Origin of the sequence: Pseudomonas sp. OE 28.3 (assembly GCF_014268205.2) — a bacterium.
Taxonomy (GTDB): Bacteria; Pseudomonadota; Gammaproteobacteria; order Pseudomonadales; family Pseudomonadaceae; genus Aquipseudomonas; species Aquipseudomonas edaphica.
Genome location: NZ_CP077082.1, coordinates 4,188,714 through 4,203,611, shown reverse-complemented (window position 1 = coordinate 4,203,611; position 14,898 = coordinate 4,188,714). Strand labels below are relative to the sequence as shown.

19 protein-coding genes are annotated in these 14,898 nt (G+C 63.5%); 18 read left to right on the top strand and 1 reads right to left on the bottom strand.

What is annotated here, in order from left to right; genetic code table 11:
* The first annotated feature begins 129 nt into the window (after positions 1 to 129).
* The 5 genes from HU759_RS18810 to HU759_RS18790 are packed head-to-tail and all read left to right on the top strand — an operon-like array spanning position 130 to position 4,628.
* Positions 130 to 486 carry a hypothetical protein gene (locus HU759_RS18810; protein ID WP_099550522.1) on the top strand — a complete coding sequence of 119 codons (357 nt, stop codon included), beginning with the start codon at positions 130 to 132 and terminating at the stop codon, positions 484 to 486.
* Complete coding sequence (locus HU759_RS18805; protein ID WP_170040717.1) at positions 483 to 821, top strand: type III secretion protein; 339 nt, start codon at positions 483 to 485, stop codon at positions 819 to 821. Before HU759_RS18810 ends, HU759_RS18805 begins: the two co-directional genes overlap by 4 nt.
* A complete protein-coding gene (gene sctV / locus HU759_RS18800; RefSeq protein WP_017137567.1) occupies positions 818 to 2,956 on the top strand; it encodes a type III secretion system export apparatus subunit SctV in 2,139 nt (712 codons plus the stop codon). The genes HU759_RS18805 and sctV overlap by 4 nt, the downstream gene beginning before the upstream one ends.
* Positions 2,953 to 4,233 carry a type II and III secretion system protein family protein gene (locus HU759_RS18795; RefSeq protein ID WP_017137568.1) on the top strand — a complete coding sequence of 427 codons (1,281 nt, stop codon included), beginning with the start codon at positions 2,953 to 2,955 and terminating at the stop codon, positions 4,231 to 4,233. Before sctV ends, HU759_RS18795 begins: the two co-directional genes overlap by 4 nt.
* Before the next feature lie 14 nt (positions 4,234 to 4,247).
* Positions 4,248 to 4,628: a hypothetical protein gene (locus HU759_RS18790; RefSeq protein ID WP_017137569.1), complete on the top strand. Its 381-nt coding sequence runs from the start codon at positions 4,248 to 4,250 to the stop codon at positions 4,626 to 4,628.
* Positions 4,629 to 5,089: 461 nt separating this feature from the next.
* On the opposite strand, the gene HU759_RS18785 is transcribed toward HU759_RS18790, so the two are convergent.
* Complete coding sequence (locus HU759_RS18785) at positions 5,090 to 5,854, bottom strand: tetratricopeptide repeat protein (protein ID WP_017137570.1); 765 nt, start codon at positions 5,852 to 5,854, stop codon at positions 5,090 to 5,092.
* 48 nt (positions 5,855 to 5,902) lie between these two features.
* On the opposite strand from HU759_RS18785, the gene HU759_RS18780 reads away from it, so the two are divergent.
* From HU759_RS18780 to HU759_RS18720, 13 genes are all read left to right on the top strand, one after another.
* Positions 5,903 to 6,466: a hypothetical protein gene (locus HU759_RS18780; protein ID WP_017137571.1), complete on the top strand. Its 564-nt coding sequence runs from the start codon at positions 5,903 to 5,905 to the stop codon at positions 6,464 to 6,466.
* A gap of 12 nt (positions 6,467 to 6,478) precedes the next feature.
* Complete coding sequence (locus HU759_RS18775) at positions 6,479 to 6,721, top strand: hypothetical protein (protein ID WP_017137572.1); 243 nt, start codon at positions 6,479 to 6,481, stop codon at positions 6,719 to 6,721.
* Between the two features lie 9 nt (positions 6,722 to 6,730).
* Positions 6,731 to 7,165 carry a hypothetical protein gene (locus HU759_RS18770; protein WP_099550517.1) on the top strand — a complete coding sequence of 145 codons (435 nt, stop codon included), beginning with the start codon at positions 6,731 to 6,733 and terminating at the stop codon, positions 7,163 to 7,165.
* 4 nt (positions 7,166 to 7,169) lie between these two features.
* Positions 7,170 to 7,952, top strand: coding sequence for a type III secretion inner membrane ring lipoprotein SctJ (gene sctJ / locus HU759_RS18765; protein WP_017137574.1), 783 nt, complete (start codon positions 7,170 to 7,172; stop codon positions 7,950 to 7,952).
* A complete protein-coding gene (locus HU759_RS18760; protein WP_099550516.1) occupies positions 7,949 to 8,563 on the top strand; it encodes a type III secretion protein in 615 nt (204 codons plus the stop codon). Before sctJ ends, HU759_RS18760 begins: the two co-directional genes overlap by 4 nt.
* Positions 8,560 to 9,144 (top strand): type III secretion system stator protein SctL, encoded by a 585-nt coding sequence (gene sctL / locus HU759_RS18755; protein ID WP_169988227.1) that lies wholly within the window; start codon positions 8,560 to 8,562, stop codon positions 9,142 to 9,144. The genes HU759_RS18760 and sctL overlap by 4 nt, the downstream gene beginning before the upstream one ends.
* Positions 9,141 to 10,463, top strand: coding sequence for a FliI/YscN family ATPase (locus HU759_RS18750; RefSeq protein ID WP_138453891.1), 1,323 nt, complete (start codon positions 9,141 to 9,143; stop codon positions 10,461 to 10,463). Before sctL ends, HU759_RS18750 begins: the two co-directional genes overlap by 4 nt.
* Before the next feature lie 175 nt (positions 10,464 to 10,638).
* On the top strand, positions 10,639 to 11,085 hold the full coding sequence (locus HU759_RS18745; RefSeq protein WP_017137578.1) for a hypothetical protein: 447 nt from the start codon (positions 10,639 to 10,641) through the stop codon (positions 11,083 to 11,085).
* On the top strand, positions 11,082 to 12,083 hold the full coding sequence (gene sctQ / locus HU759_RS18740; RefSeq protein ID WP_170040708.1) for a type III secretion system cytoplasmic ring protein SctQ: 1,002 nt from the start codon (positions 11,082 to 11,084) through the stop codon (positions 12,081 to 12,083). Before HU759_RS18745 ends, sctQ begins: the two co-directional genes overlap by 4 nt.
* A complete protein-coding gene (gene sctR / locus HU759_RS18735; RefSeq protein ID WP_017137580.1) occupies positions 12,080 to 12,733 on the top strand; it encodes a type III secretion system export apparatus subunit SctR in 654 nt (217 codons plus the stop codon). The genes sctQ and sctR overlap by 4 nt, the downstream gene beginning before the upstream one ends.
* 10 nt (positions 12,734 to 12,743) lie before the next feature.
* The gene (locus HU759_RS18730) at positions 12,744 to 13,013 is read left to right on the top strand and encodes a flagellar biosynthetic protein FliQ (protein WP_016969171.1); all 270 of its coding nucleotides are present in this window, start codon (positions 12,744 to 12,746) and stop codon (positions 13,011 to 13,013) included.
* 6 nt (positions 13,014 to 13,019) lie between these two features.
* The gene (sctT, locus tag HU759_RS18725) at positions 13,020 to 13,832 is read left to right on the top strand and encodes a type III secretion system export apparatus subunit SctT (RefSeq protein WP_169988229.1); all 813 of its coding nucleotides are present in this window, start codon (positions 13,020 to 13,022) and stop codon (positions 13,830 to 13,832) included.
* A gap of 3 nt (positions 13,833 to 13,835) precedes the next feature.
* Positions 13,836 to 14,882 (top strand): EscU/YscU/HrcU family type III secretion system export apparatus switch protein, encoded by a 1,047-nt coding sequence (locus HU759_RS18720; RefSeq protein WP_099550512.1) that lies wholly within the window; start codon positions 13,836 to 13,838, stop codon positions 14,880 to 14,882.
* Positions 14,883 to 14,898 lie beyond the last annotated feature (16 nt).

Genomic DNA, 14,898 nt, shown 5'->3' with positions numbered 1-14,898 from the left:
CGTGGTAATGCCGCCCCGGACGCTCCGCGTCCTGAAATCAGCGCAATGCGTGACCCCTGCGCAAGGTGACGCAGAGCGTCACAGGATGCATGCCCACGCAGAGCGTGGGAACGATCAACAGGCCCCGGCATGAAAGTCGAACCCCGCCCGCTAATTCCCAGTGATGTGCGCAGCGCGCCTATCGAAGCGATTCGCCCGGTCAATTCACGCCAGGCCACCGCCTTCGAAGCGGTGCTCAAGACCCGCAAGACCCAAACCCGCCGCTCGCTGCGCAGCGACCTCGAAGCCCTCACCAGCGCCGCCGGGGTGGACTCCCTGCTGTTCGGCAGCGCGCGTTCCCTGGAGCTGTTGGAGCATGTGATGGAACACATCCTGCCGAGCCTGGACGCTGAGCCCGAGATCAAGGCCCTGGCCCATGACCTGATCAGCGAAGAGATCGAGATGCGCCGCAACCTCGAACAGCAGCGCTCACAGGTGCATGCCTGATGGCCCGCGATAACGAGGACGCCGTGCAACTGCTCAAGGGTATTGGCGAGCTGTACCGGCGCAATGGTCAGTCCCAGCGCGCGCTGGTGATGTTGCTGATTGCCGTCAGTGTCGCGCCCCACGACTGCGTGCTGTTGCGCGCGCTGGTGCTGGCGTTCACCGACAGTGGCGATGCCACGCGGGCACTCGGCGCCCTCGACCGCCTGGTGGCGCTGGAAGGTGAGTCCGCCAGCCTGTTGCTGCTGCGCGCGCGTGCGCTGTGGTACGGCGAGCGCAAGGACGAAGCGCGCCAGTGCTTCAAACGCTACTTAGCCGCACGCAGGGCCAACCCATGAGCGTACTCAATCGTCTGAACAATGTGGCGCGCATGGCTGCGCAGCGCACTGACGTGATCATCGTCGCGTTTATGCTGATGGCGATTGTGATGATGATCATCCCGCTGCCCACCTACCTGGTGGACATGCTGATCGGCCTCAATATTGCCCTGAGCATCCTGATCCTGATCGTAGCGTTCTACATCGGCCACTCCGTGGAGTTCTCTGCGCTGCCGCCGCTGATTCTGCTCAGCACCTTGTTTCGCCTGTCGCTGTCGATCACCACCACGCGCCTGATTCTGCTGCACGGTGACGCCGGGCATATCGTCAAGGCGTTCGGTGACTTCGTGATTGCCGGGCAAGTGGTGGTCGGCATGGTGGTGTTCCTGATCATCACCGTGGCGCAGTTCGTGGTTATCACCAAAGGTGCCGAGCGCGTCGCGGAAGTGGCGGCGCGCTTTACCCTGGACGCCATGCCCGGCAAGCAGATGAGCATCGACAACGACCTGCGCAATGGCGATATCGACCAGGCCGAAGCCCGCCGTCGGCGCTCGCGCCTGGAGCGGGAAAGCCAGATGTTCGGCGCAATGGACGGCGCGATGAAGTTCGTCAAAGGCGACGCCATCGCAGGGCTGGTGATCCTCGCGGTCAACCTGCTGGGCGGCATGCTGATCGGCATGCTCGAACGCGACATGCCGTTCGGCGTGGCGGTGCACACCTATTCGCTGCTGACCGTGGGTGACGGCCTGATCGCCCAGATCCCGGCGCTGTTGATTTCAGTCGCGGCGGGCACTGTCGTGACGCGCGTCAACAGCGACGGCGAGGCCGGCGACCTGGGCAGCGAGATCATCAAGCAACTGGGCGCCAGCTACCGTGCGCTGGGCCTGACGGCGCTGATCATGATCGGCGTAAGCCTGCTGCCGGGTTTTCCGACCTGGGTATTTATCGGTTTGTCCTTAGCCTTTGGCAGTGCGGCATTTTTGATGTATCGCCGGCAGGCCCGTCAGCCCCAGGGTGAACTTGAAGCGTTGGTGCAAGCACCTGAGCCGGTGGTCGAGGTGCCGGTCGAACAGGATGACAACCTGCTGCCCGACACCCGTGTACTGCTGACCCTCGGCAGCGGCCTGTCCCAAAGCGCGCCGCGCCAGATGCTGCGCCAGCGTGTCGAAGCGCTGTGTCACGACATTCGCACCGAGCTTGGCGTGGACGTACCAGTGCCAGGCATCTACATGGAAGCCAAGGCCACGCCGGGCAGTTTTCGCGTGTCTTTGGAAGGCGTGCCGGTGAGCGAGGGCGAATTGCCGATCAACTGCCTGCTGTTGCAGGACGACCCGGTGCATGTGCAGTTGCTCGATATCGCTACCGTACAAGCCGATTCGCCGCTCAATGGCCGCCCTGCGCACTGGATCGAGCGTCAGCACGAAGACACCTTGCGCAATGCCGGCATCGGCTTTTTGCTGCCTGACGAAGTGCTGCGCGGTGTGCTGGAACGCAGCCTGCGCCGCTATGCCGCGGACTTCCTCGGCATCCAGGAAACCCGTCTGTTGCTCGAGCGCACCGAAGCCACTTACGGCGAGCTGGTCAAAGAGGCCCTGCGCCTGGTGCCGCTGCAACGCGTGGCCGAAACCCTGCGCTTGCTGGTCGGCGAAGGCGTGTCGATCCGCAACCAGCGCGCCTTGCTCGAAGCCATGGTGGAGTGGGGCGCGCGTGAAACTGACGCCGGGCGCCTGGCTGAGCATTTGCGTGCAGCGCTGGCGCGGCAGATCAGTCATCAGTATGCGGATCGCAACCGGGTAATCGGCGCACTGGTACTGGCGCCGGGCCTGGAAGACCAGCTTCGTGCGTCCTTGCGTCGCCAGGAGCCGCAGCGCGAGTTGATCCCCGAAGACGTCAGCCGCGCCTTGCTTGCGCAACTGCGTCAGGCTTGCGAGAACACCCGTGAGGCCAACAGCGCCGTGTTGCTGGTGCACCCGGAACTGCGCCGCAGCTTGCGTCGCCTGGTGCTGCGCGGCGAGCTGGAACTGGCGGTGCTGTCGTTCCGCGAATTGGCCACCGAGTACAACCTGCAAGCGCTGGTGACCATCAGCCTCACCGATATTTCCAATCGCCGCGCGCCTGCTGCGGCTTCTGTCACTCCCCTGGCGTCTGCCTCATGATGCGTTTTTGTGTGTTGTTACTCGCTTTGATTGCGTGTGCCAGTCAGGCCCAGGACATTGCCCGAGGTGCTGGCGGCTCGATCAACCTGGCGTCCGGTGAAGGGCGCATTTTGCATTTCGTGGCGCCAGTGGATTCGGTGCTGGTGGCCGAACCCAATGTGGCCGACCTGCAAGTGGTGTCGCCCGGCACTATCTATATCTTCGGCAAGGCGCCGGGCAACACCAGCCTGATAGCCCTGGGCAACGACGGCAAACAACTGGCCAGCCTGACGCTTTCGGTCAGCAGTGACAGCCAGGCGGTGACCACGCCGATGCAGACCCTGCACCCCGGCAACGGTGCGCAGATAAGCGGCGCCGGCAACCGCCTGATTGCCAAGGGCACGCTCGGTTCGGTGGCCGAGGCCACCGACCTCAACGCGCTGCTCAACCCTCAGGGCCAAGGTTTCCAGAGCGCGATCAACACCACCGAATATGCCGGTGCCGCCCAGGTGAACCTACGGGTGCGCTTTGCCGAAGTGTCGCGTTCCGAGTTGCTGCACTACGGCGTGAACTGGAACGCGATGTTCAATAACGGCACGTTTTCCTTCGGCCTGATCACGGGCGGCCCATTGGCGGCAGCGACGGCCGGTGGCTTGGCGACGGCGGGCACCGGTTCCGGCAATGTGAATATCGATGGCATGCTCGATGCGCTGCAAGCCAATGGCATCTTGCAGATCCTGGCCGAGCCGAATATCACCGCCATGACCGGCCAGACCGCGAGCTTCCTCGCTGGTGGCGAAGTGGCGATCCCGGTGCCGGTCAACCGCGACCTGGTGGGCATCGAATACAAGTCCTTCGGTGTGTCGTTGTTGTTCAACCCGACCTTGCTGCCTAACGGGCGCATCGCCCTGCAAGTGCGCCCGGAAGTCAGCAGCGTGGTCAGCGGCGGCACTGTGGACTTCGGCAATTTCCATGTGCCGTCCTTCAGCGTGCGCCGCGCCGACACGCGGGTGGAAGTCGGCAGTGGGCAGACGTTCGCCATCGCCGGGTTGTTCCAGCGCGAGAGCAGCCAGGACATCGAAAAACTGCCATTGCTGGGCGACCTGCCGATCCTCGGCAACCTGTTTCGCTCCAAGCGCTTCCAACGCAATGAAACCGAACTGGTGATCCTGATTACCCCGTACCTGGTCGAGCCGGTACGCGGTCGCGGTCTGGCCACGCCCCTGGACGCCTTACCGACCACCGCCGCAGCCAGCGGACCGCGCAGCGGCGGGGCGTTCGGTTTCTACATGAATTGACTAAGGGGCCTGCCATGACTGTTTTGCGTGTGTTGATGCTGTTGCCCTTGGTGTTGGTGGGCTGCAAGACCCATTTGGCGCCGACGTATTACTCGCCCGAATACCGCGCCGATGGCGTGCCGAGCCAGTGCCAGCAACCGGCGGCCAAGGATGAGATTGGGTTGGATGAAGACTTCAAACCGACCTTGCCGTTGGGCTGCGCGAACAATTTGAACCTGATGCAGATGGTCGAGCGCAAGCAGGACCTGACCCAGGGCCGCGCGACCGGGCCAGCAATGGCCGCGCCGGTGGGCCGGGCAGCGCAGGTGTATATCGAAGGGTTCGACCGCGAGCAGTTGCAGCGGCGCAAGGACCAGCAGGAAGCCAAGGCCGGCGCTGCAGGAGGCCAGCAATGAGGCCCCAATGTGGGAGCGGGCTTGCTCGCGAAAGCGGCCTCATGGTCGACCACTACCCAACTGAAGCTACCCGGTCTAACTGTGGGAGCTGGCTTGTCGGATCGCCGCACCGCTGCGATAGCGGTGAGTCGGCGTACATATCCGTTGTTGTAGTAACGGCCACTTATGGTTCCGCTCTTACAGCGGCTCACTTTTGGAAAGACCCAAAAGTAAGCAAAAGGTCTTCGCCCCACCACTCGGCACCTCGCTTAGGCTCGGTGTGCCCTCACTCCGGCTTTGGAGCGTGGGCCGCCGCGATGGGCCATCCTTGGCCCAGCGCGGCTAACCCGGCGTCCTGCCGGGTTACCCTCGCTCCAAAGCCTGCGTTCGGCCAGCGTGGTTTAACGGGGCGACTCAGATCAACATCAAAAGCAGATCAAAAGCCAGATCACAAGCCAGATCAAAAGCGGGTTGGTCGTGTATCAGCGCGGGTCCACCAACCCCAGCTCCTTGGCTTGCGCCACCGGATCACTGATCGCTTTGATGCGCTTGGCTTCGGTCACCAACTGTGCCCGCTCAGCCGCCGGAATATCATCCAGCGCCAGCCCGGCAACCTTTTGCTCATACCCCGCCAACACCATCACCAACAGTTCATTACGCTGATGCCGTGGCAAGGCCCGGGGCGATTGGGTGACGGGGGCGATGGTGTCCAGCGCCTGTTGCGATTGCCCACCCAGCGCATAAGCCAGGGCCAGGTTGCAGCGGCTGTCGAGGTTGTCGGGTTGCAGGCTGAGGCTTTGGGCGAAGGCGGTTTGTGCGGCGACGGCCTGGCCGTTCAAGACCTGCGCGATGCCCAGGCGTGTGTAGGCGACCGGCAGGTGGTTGATCTCGGCGGCCTGGCCCAGCGCCGTGACGGCGCGTTGGGTCTTGCCCAGTTGCAACTGCGCGGTGCCAAGGCCGAGCAGGGCGTCGGCGTTGCGGGCGTCCAAACCCAGGGCTTGCTGGAAGGCGCGCTCGGCGCCCGACGCGTCCTTGGCGTCGAGCCTGGCCTGGCCGAGCTTGAGCCACAGGTCGATGCCGGCGCCGGGTTGCTGGGTGGCGCGCTCGTACAGCGCAGCCGCGCTGGCGTAATCGCCGCGCTTGTTCAGGTCGTTGGCCAGTTGCAGGGACTTGTCGGAATCGGTCGCAGGTTTGCTGGAGCAGGCAGCCAACAGCAGGGTACTGGCAAGCAGGAAATTCTTGGTCATCGTCACAACTCGTCGGGCGAAGGCGCAGGCCATGTAAGCATATTTTTCATGGCCATCCTATGCCTGTTCGGCGCCAGTTTGGCCCACGCGGCCGAAGCGCCCGAATGGTTTTCCAAACCCTATGCCTACGTGTTGGTCGACCAGGATGTGCGCGGCGCACTGGAAGAGTTCGGCCACAACCTCGACATCCCCGTGGTGCTCTCGGACAAGGTGCGCGGCAAGGCGCGCAGCACGATTCGCGCCGCCAGCGCCGGTGAGTTCCTGCAAACCCTGTGCAACACCAACGGCCTGACCTGGTACTTCGACGGCAACCTTCTGTACCTCAACGCCAACGATGAGATCGGCACAAAACTGTTCAAGGCCAGCGCATTGAACCTCGACCAATTGCAGGCTTACCTCAACACCCTTGATGTGTTCGGCCAGCAGCTGTCGATGCGCAATGGCCCCGAAGGCGATGAAGTGTTCGTGTCCGGGCCACCGCCGTACCTGGCGCTGGTGCAACAGCACGTCGATCACCTGCAACCCAACGCCGTGGCCGCCCCGGTGGCCCGCGAGCGGGGTGTGCGGGTGTTTCGCGGCGCGCAAGTCAGTACCGAAACCCCAACCCAGTAAAGGAGCAGCACCATGTCCGTAACGGCCGTAGACAGCAACCTCGCCCCCGGTGGCGCCAGCCCTGAAGCCAAGTTCAATGCCGCGGTGGATAACGCCAAGGCCGCCGACAAACCGGCGGACACCTCGGACGCCGACGACGCCAAATTCAACGATGCGTTGATCACCCAGGCCGTCACCATCGGCGGCCAGTTCATCATCATGCCGAAGATGCAAGAACTGCTGAACGACGCCATGTCCGATGACGACGACGAGTAGGAGGCCCCTATGACTATCAGTCTCGCCGCCGGCGCCACGGCCTTGCCGCCGTCCGCCGGTGCGGGGCCCGCCGGGGTCTCGCAGAACCTGTTCGAACACATGGCCAACACCGCCAAGGGCATGCCCGAGGGCGCCAGCCCGCACCAGATCGGTTCGGGCTTGATGGAGCGCATGAACAGCTTTATCGACCGTTCGCGAGCGTTCTCCGAGCGTGCGGATTTGCTCACCAACAACCCCTCGGCGCCGCCACCCGCGCAGGCCGAAATCCGCACGGCCAGTGCTTCTCCCCAGGCTGAGTCGGGAAAAAAAGTCGGCGAGCAGCAGGTCGACCAGATCGTCCATTCCCTGGGCAAGATGTTCGACTACTCCATCGAAACCCAGATGGTGGTGCGCGGTGCAACGCAGATTTCCGGCTCCGCCAACACGCTGCTCAAGGGTCAATAACGCCATGCCAAGCCCAAACCGCGCCCTGCGCCTGTTGCTGATCGGCCTGCTGGCCAGTCTGTTGCAGGCGTGCAACACCGACCTCTATACCAACCTCAGCGAGCGCGATGCCAACGCCATGGTCGCGGTGCTGCTGCGCGGTGGTATCCCGGCGGAGCGCAAGACCCAGGACAACGGCCAGCTCAAAGTGGTGGTCGACGAGGAGCGTTTCGCCGAAGCCATGACGCTGCTCGACAACGCCGGCCTGCCGCAACAGAGCTTTTCCAATATGGGCCAAGTGTTCAAGGGCAACGGCCTGGTGTCGTCGCCGGTGCAGGAGCGCGCGCAGATGATCTATGCGCTGAGCGAGGAGCTCTCGCATTCGGTGTCGCAGATCGACGGCATCGTCGCTGCGCGCGTGCATGTGGTGCTGCCCGATAACGACCTGCTCAAACGCGTGATTTCACCCTCGTCGGCCTCGGTACTGGTGCGTTACGACCCGGGTACCGACATCAATACGCTGATCCCGCAGATCAAGACGCTGGTGGCCAACGGCATTTCCGGCCTGAGCTACGAAGGCGTTTCGGTCACGGCGATCAAGGCAGCTGTCGCCATCAGCCAGAACCCGGCACAACCACGGCTGGCGCGCTTTATGGGCTTGTGGATGCTGGAAGACAACGTGCCTCAGGCGCGTTTCATGTTCGGCACGTTGTTGCTGATTGCGCTTGGCGCCCTCGGTGTATTGGCACGCCAGCAGTGGGCGCGGCGCCAGTCCCAGGCGCTGTATGTGCTCAAGGAGGGTGAATGAGTTTATTCGAACGCTGGCAGGGGTTGATCGCCGAGCCTTTGCAGTTTGTGCGCGGGCCTAGCCTGGGCGCGTGTTTTGCCGCTGAGCTGCCAGATGACGTGTTGCAGGCCATGCAGGCCCAGCCACGTTTTCGCCCGCGCCTGCAGCAGTTGCTGGTCAAGCACTACCAGTTGGCGCCGATCGAGCAATTGGTCACGCCGTTGGCGGCCGACCTGCCGGTGTTGCTGCTGTCGCCTGCGCAATTTGCGCGCCTGCCGAGGTTATGCGGGGCTATCTGGCACGGCGCAACCTTGAGCCGTGAGATCCGCCGCGAGGTGGTCAATGAGCTGCGTGAAGGCCTCGGCGCCGAGGTCTTTGTGGCCGCCCTGGCTCTGCGCCAACTGGGGGGCGCGGCGGATCTGCTGCGTGAACCGGTCGAGTTGATCGAAGCCATCGACCGTGACGGCCTTGGCTGTGTCGCCGCCTGGCTGCAGGCCCAGCACGCTGACTGGCAAGGCTGGCTGCGCTTGCGTTTTGACTTTCCCCAGGGCTACAGCGCACGCGTGCCGCGTGACCTGGAAATCGTCCAGGCCGCCGCTGCTTGCCTGCTGGCCGAGGAGATTGCCCCATGAATGAACTACCGAGCCGTCCGGCTGCGCGTATTTTGCGGGCCGAAGAAGCCGCGTTGTGGACCGACGGTTTTGCCTTCCTGCAAGCGGCCAAAGACCAGGCCGAACAGATCAAGGCCGACAGCGACCAGTGGCTGCACGCCGCCCGCGCCGAGGGCTTTGAAAGCGCCCGGCAGGCCGGTGCCGAGCAGGTCGCGCAATTGCTGGTGCAGACCCAAGCCCAGGTGCAGCACTACCTGAGCAGCCTGGAGACTTCGCTGGCCGATTTGGCGTTGGGCATCGTGCGTGAAGTGCTGGGCGAATTGGATAACGCCGAGCGCGTCGTGCGCTGCACCCGCCAAGCCCTGAGCGCGTTTCGCCAGGACCAGGCACTGACCCTGTGGGTGCCACCCGCCGAGGTCGACGCATTGCGCCAACGCCTTAAGCTTGAAGGCTTGGCGCTTGCAGTGGACGCCGATGAACAGCTTGGCGCCGGCCAGGCACGCCTCAGCAGCCCGGCCGGCTCGGTGGAGCTGGGCCTGGACGCGCAATTGCAAACCCTGCGCCGCAGCTTGCTGCCCTTTGCCGAAGAAGGTGTGGCATGAACCTGGAGCAGTTGCTGCCACGCCTGACTGAGCGCCTGGCCCAGGCGCGCCCGCGACCAATGCACGGCACCGTGCTGAGCATTCGCGGCGTGCTGCTGCGCGCCAGCGTGGCCGGTGCGAGCATTGGTGAGCTGTGCCAATTGCGCGATCCCGGCAGCAGCCGCAGCTTGAGTGCCGAGGTCATTGGTTTTGATGGTGACGAGGCGATTCTGTCGCCCATCGGCTCGATGGAAGGGTTGTCGACCCGCACGCAGATCACCGCCACCGGCGAAACCCTCGGCGTGGCGGTCGGTGATGCGCAGTTGGGGCGTGTGATCAGCCCTATGGGCGATTTTCTCGACGGTGATGGCCTGCCACCGACTCTGGCCCTGAAAAGCTATCCGCTGCACACCGAGCCTCCGGCACCGTTTTCGCGGCAGCTGATCGTGCGCTCCATGGCCTTGGGCATCCGCTCCATCGACGGCTTGCTGACCTTGGCCCAGGGCCAACGCATGGGCATCTTTGGCGAGCCAGGCGTGGGCAAATCGTCGCTGCTTGCCAGCATCATCCGCAACAGCGAAGCCGATGTGATTGTGATCGGCCTGATCGGCGAGCGGGGCAGGGAAGTGCGCGAGTTGCTCGACGTGCAACTCGATGCCCAGGCGCGCGCGCGCACGGTGGCGGTGGTCGCCACCTCGGATCGCCCGGCGGCCGAGCGTGTACGTGCCGCGTTCGTCGCCACCACCCTGGCCGAATACCACCGCGACCAAGGCCGCAATGTATTGCTGCTAATGGACAGCCTCACGCGTTTTGCCCGCGCCCAGCGCGAAATCGGCCTGGCCGTGGGCGAGCCACCGACCCGTCGCGGTTACCCGCCGTCGTTCTTCTCGGCGTTGCCACGCCTGCTCGAACGCGCCGGCCCCGGCCCTACCGGCAGCATTACCGCGCTGTACACCGTGCTCACTGAAGGCGATGCCGCCAGCGACCCGGTGGCCGAGGAAGCGCGTTCGATCCTCGACGGGCATATCGCCCTGAGCGCCGAGTTGGCCCAGCGCAATTACTTCCCGGCGGTGGACGTGCTGCGCAGTCGCAGCCGCTTGATGGAGCAGGTCGCCGGGGAGGAGCACAAGCGCCTGGCCATGCGAATCCGTGAGCTGATGGCGCGCTACGGCGAAATCGAAATGCTGATCCGTGTGGGCGAGTACTCCGCCGGCAGCGACCCGCTGGCGGACGAAGCCATTGCACGCCACGCCGCCATCGAAGCATTCCTGCGCCAGAACGCGGGCGAGCCCAGCAACCTGGAACAGACCCTGATGCACATGCGCCAGGTGTTGGCATGAGCCGCGCAATCGAGATACACGCAAAACCCTGTGGGAGCTGGCTTGCCTGCGATAGCGGTGGGTCAGCCAGCCCTGTTGTGACTGATACACCGCTATCGCAGGCAAGCCAGCTCCCACAGTCGATCTTCGCTGATCCGGAAACGGTAGTCGCTGGCATTAGAAAGGAGAACGCCCAATGAAAACCGACCAACTGCGCACCCTGCAAACCTTGCGGGTACTGCGCGAACAACGTGCTGCCAGCCAACTGGCCGCCCAGCAGCAACGCTGCGAGCAGACCCATGGCGTGTTGACCGATGCCAAGGAGCAACTGCGCCTGCACCGTGAGGCAATTGCCGAGGAAGCCCGTCAGGTGTACGCCTCGCTCACCGAGGGCTTGTCGGTAGCCAGTTGGCAGGCGGCTCAGGACCGTTTGCGTGGGTTGTCGGATGACCAGCAGCAGTTGGAAAACGACGTGAGCCACGTGTCCACCACCCTGCAAAGCCAGGAGCGTGAGCGCGACCTGTTCCGCCAGGAACGCCTGAGCCGCCAGCGTCAGTCCGATGCCTGGCAGAGCCTGCTGGAAGGGCGTGAAAGCGATGAGCGCCGCGTCGGTGAACTGCGTGATGAAGGCACCGGCACATGATTGCAGCCCTTGCCGACCCGCTGTCGCCTTGGCTGACGCACTACGACCCGGCCTTGCTGGCGCTGCACAACCAACTGCACCGGCGCCGCCGCGTCTGGCGGGGCCGCTGCGCCGGGCAAGACCTGCGCGTGAACTGGGCCGCTGAACCGCAGCCGCTTGATGCGGCACGCGAGGTGCTGCTGTTGCTTGGTCGCGCGCCAGTGCGTTTGCGGCTGTCGGCCGCCGCCTTAGAGCAGGTGTTGGTGCCGCTGGCGTTGCAGTTTGACGTGCAACTGCTGCCGGCGCTGCCGCGTGCATTGCTGCTGGAACTGGCGGTACTGGACCTGATCGAGCGTCTCGAACCGCTGCTGGGTCAGCCGCTGCAATTGCTCGAAGCGCCGCAAGACCAACAGCCTTATGCGCTGCACCTGGCGCTGGAATTGTCCTTCGCCAACCAGCCTGCCACGCACGCGCAACTGGACCTGAGCGAAGGCGCTGCCGTGTTGTTGGCGCAGTTGCTGGATCAACACGCCCAGCTTGAGCCGGACCCATTGCCCGACCTGCGCCAGAGCCTGGCGCTGCTGGCCGGGCAGCAGCACTTGAGCCTCGGTGAGCTGCGCAGCCTGCGCCCCGGCGATGTGCTGATGCTCGAACCCGGCCCGGGTTTGCTGCTGGAGCTGGCGGGTCGCCTGCAGGCCCGCTGCCAATACCAGGGTGAAGTCTTGCGCTTGCAGGAAGCCTTGCAAGCACCTCTTTTGCAGATGGAGAACACGATGACTGATGTTGATGCGGCTGCGGCCCTGGATGATCTGCCGCTCAAACTGGTGTGCCAGGTCGGCAGCCTGGAATTGACCCTGGCGCAACTGCGTGAACTGGGCGCCGGCAGCTTGTTGCAGTTCAATACACCCGGCGTGGACAGCGTCGATTTGATGGTCAACGGGCGCCGCGTCGGCCAGGGCCAATTGGTGAAAATCGGTGACGGCCTGGGTGTGCGCCTGCTGAGTTTTGCCACCCCATGACCGGTTATCAGCCCAACCTGATCGAGATCATCCTGGTCGTTGCGACGATCGGGCTGATCCCGTTGGCGGTGGTGACACTCACCGGTTTCATGAAGATCTCGGTGGTGCTGTTCCTGATCCGCAACGCCCTCGGTGTGCAGCAGACCCCGCCGAACCTGGTGCTGTACGGCATCGCGCTGATCCTCTCGGTGTATGTGACCACGCCGTTGATTGGTGACATGTACCGGCAAGTGGAGGGCCGCGACCTTAATATCGAGCATGTGGAGCAGCTCAAGGATCTGGGCGATGCACTGCGCCCGCCCTTGCAGGCGCATTTGAAGCGCTTTGCGAACGAGTCCGAGCGCGGTTTTTTTGTGCAGGCCACCGAGACCATCTGGTCGCCGGAGGCGCGGGCCGACTTGCGCGACGATGACCTGGTGGTGTTGATTCCGGCGTTCGTCAGTTCGGAACTGACGCGGGCCTTCGAGATCGGCTTTTTGCTCTATATCCCGTTCCTGGTGGTGGACTTGCTGGTGTCCAACGTGCTGATGGCGATGGGCATGTCGATGGTTTCGCCGAACCTGATTTCGATCCCGCTGAAGATCTTTTTATTCGTGTCCTTGAGCGGCTGGTCGCGCTTGATGCACGGTTTGATTCTGAGTTACGGCTGAGGCACGACCCATGGGCCAGGATGTGTTCCTGTCATTGATGAAACAGGCACTGATGACGGTGCTGATGCTCTCGGCGCCGGCGCTGGGCGTGGCGATTATCGTGGGTTTGAGCGTAGGGCTGTTCCAGGCGCTGACGCAGATCCAGGACCAGACCCTGCCGCAGGTGGTAAAGCTGGTGGCGGTATTGCTGACCATCGTGTTTCTCGGCCCGGTATTGGCCGGGCAAGTCGCGGAACTGGGTGGCCAGGTGCTGGACAACTTCCCGATGTGGACGCGCTGACCGCCCATGGATGCCAGCCTGACCGCGCAGTTCCTGGAAGTCGCCTATCCGGTGATCAGTTCTGCCTCGCTCGCCGCCTGTCGAGCCATGGGCGTGGTGGTGATCACCCCGGCGTTTAACCGCCTGGGCCTCACCGGCATGATTCGCGGCTGTGTGGCCGTGGCGATTTCCATCCCGATGTTCTTTCCGGTGTTCGATGCGCTGACCCACATGCCCGAACACGGCAGCGTGTTTATCGCCGGCTTGCTGATCAAGGAGTTCTTGATCGGGATCCTGATCGGCTTGCTGTTCGGCATTCCGTTCTGGGCGGCGGAAGTGGCGGGGGAGTTGATCGACCTGCAACGCGGCTCGACCATGGCGCAGCTGGTGGACCCGCTGTCCACCGGCGAGTCGAGCGTGATGTCGACCTTGCTCACGGTGATGCTGATCACGCTGTTCTTTATGTCCGGCGGTTTTATCCTGATGGTCGACGGCTATTACCACAGTTACCAGTTATGGCCGGTGACCGCATTTACGCCGGTATTTGCCAGCTCCGCGTTGCTGGCGGTGCTGTCGATCCTCGACCAGATCATGCGGGTTGGCGTGCTGATGGTCTCGCCGTTGCTGATCGCGTTGCTGGTCACCGACTTGATGCTCGCGTACCTGTCGCGGATGGCGCCGAACCTGCATATTTTCGACTTGTCGTTGCCGGTGAAAAACCTGTTTTTCTCGATTCTGATGGTGATCTACATCGGCTTTTTGATCCCGCTGATGCTCGACCAACTGGCCGAGTTTCGTGGCACCGTCGAGCTGCTTAAAACCCTGGCGGGCATGGAGTAGCCCATGGCCGATACCAGCGAAGAGAAATCCCAGCCGGCCACGGACAAAAAGCTCAGCGACGCGCGCAAGAAAGGCCAGGTCGCCAAGAGCCAGGACCTGGTGTCGGGCATGGTCATTTTGTTCTGCACCCTGTGCATCTCGATTCTGGCGCCACGGGCCATGGCCCAGGTGACGGCGCTGATCGACCTGACCGCGCAAATCTATATCGAGCCGTTCGCCACCGTGTGGCCGCGGGTGCTGGACCATGCCGAGCAGTTGATCATCGGTATTACCCTGCCAGTGATGGCGGTGACCACCGGGGTGGTGATCCTGACCAATATCATCACCATGCGCGGCTTTGTGTTCTCGGTGGACCCGATCAAGCCGGAGTTCAAGCGCATCAACCCGGCAGAGGGCATGAAGAAGATCTTCGCCCTGCGTAACCTGGTGGAGTTCATCAAGGGGTTGGTCAAGGTGCACGTGTTGGCGATTGCGTTCTATGTGGTCGGCAAGCACGCGCTGCAGGCGCTGATGGAGTCTTCACGCTGTGGCGCCGAATGCATGGAGTCGACGTTTTTCCTGGTGCTCAAGCCGCTGGTGTTTACCGTGCTGTGCGCCTTTATCACCGTGGGCGCCGTTGACGTGTTAATGCAGCGTTGGCTGTTCGGCCGCGACATGAAAATGACCCGCAGCGAAACCAAACGTGAACGCAAGGACATCGACGGCGACCCGCTGATCAAGAGCGAACGCCGGCGCCAGCGCAATGAAATGCAGGCACTTGCGACCAAGCTGGGGTTGGGCCGTGCGTCGATGATGATCGGGACTACCGATGGCTGGGTGATTGGCGTGCGCTATGTGCGCGGCGAAACGCCGGTGCCAGTGATTGTCTGCCGCGCCGCGCCGGAGGAGGCGTTGCTGATGTTGCAGGAGGCTTACGATTTAGGCATCCCGCATGCGCCGGACCGGGCCTTGGCGGCGGAGATTGCGCGCAGAACCGTCCCCGGTGACCCGGTGCCCGACGCCTCATTCCAGGCCGTGGCGGATTGGCTGGTCGCCGCCCGCCTGATCTGACCCAACACACCACTCA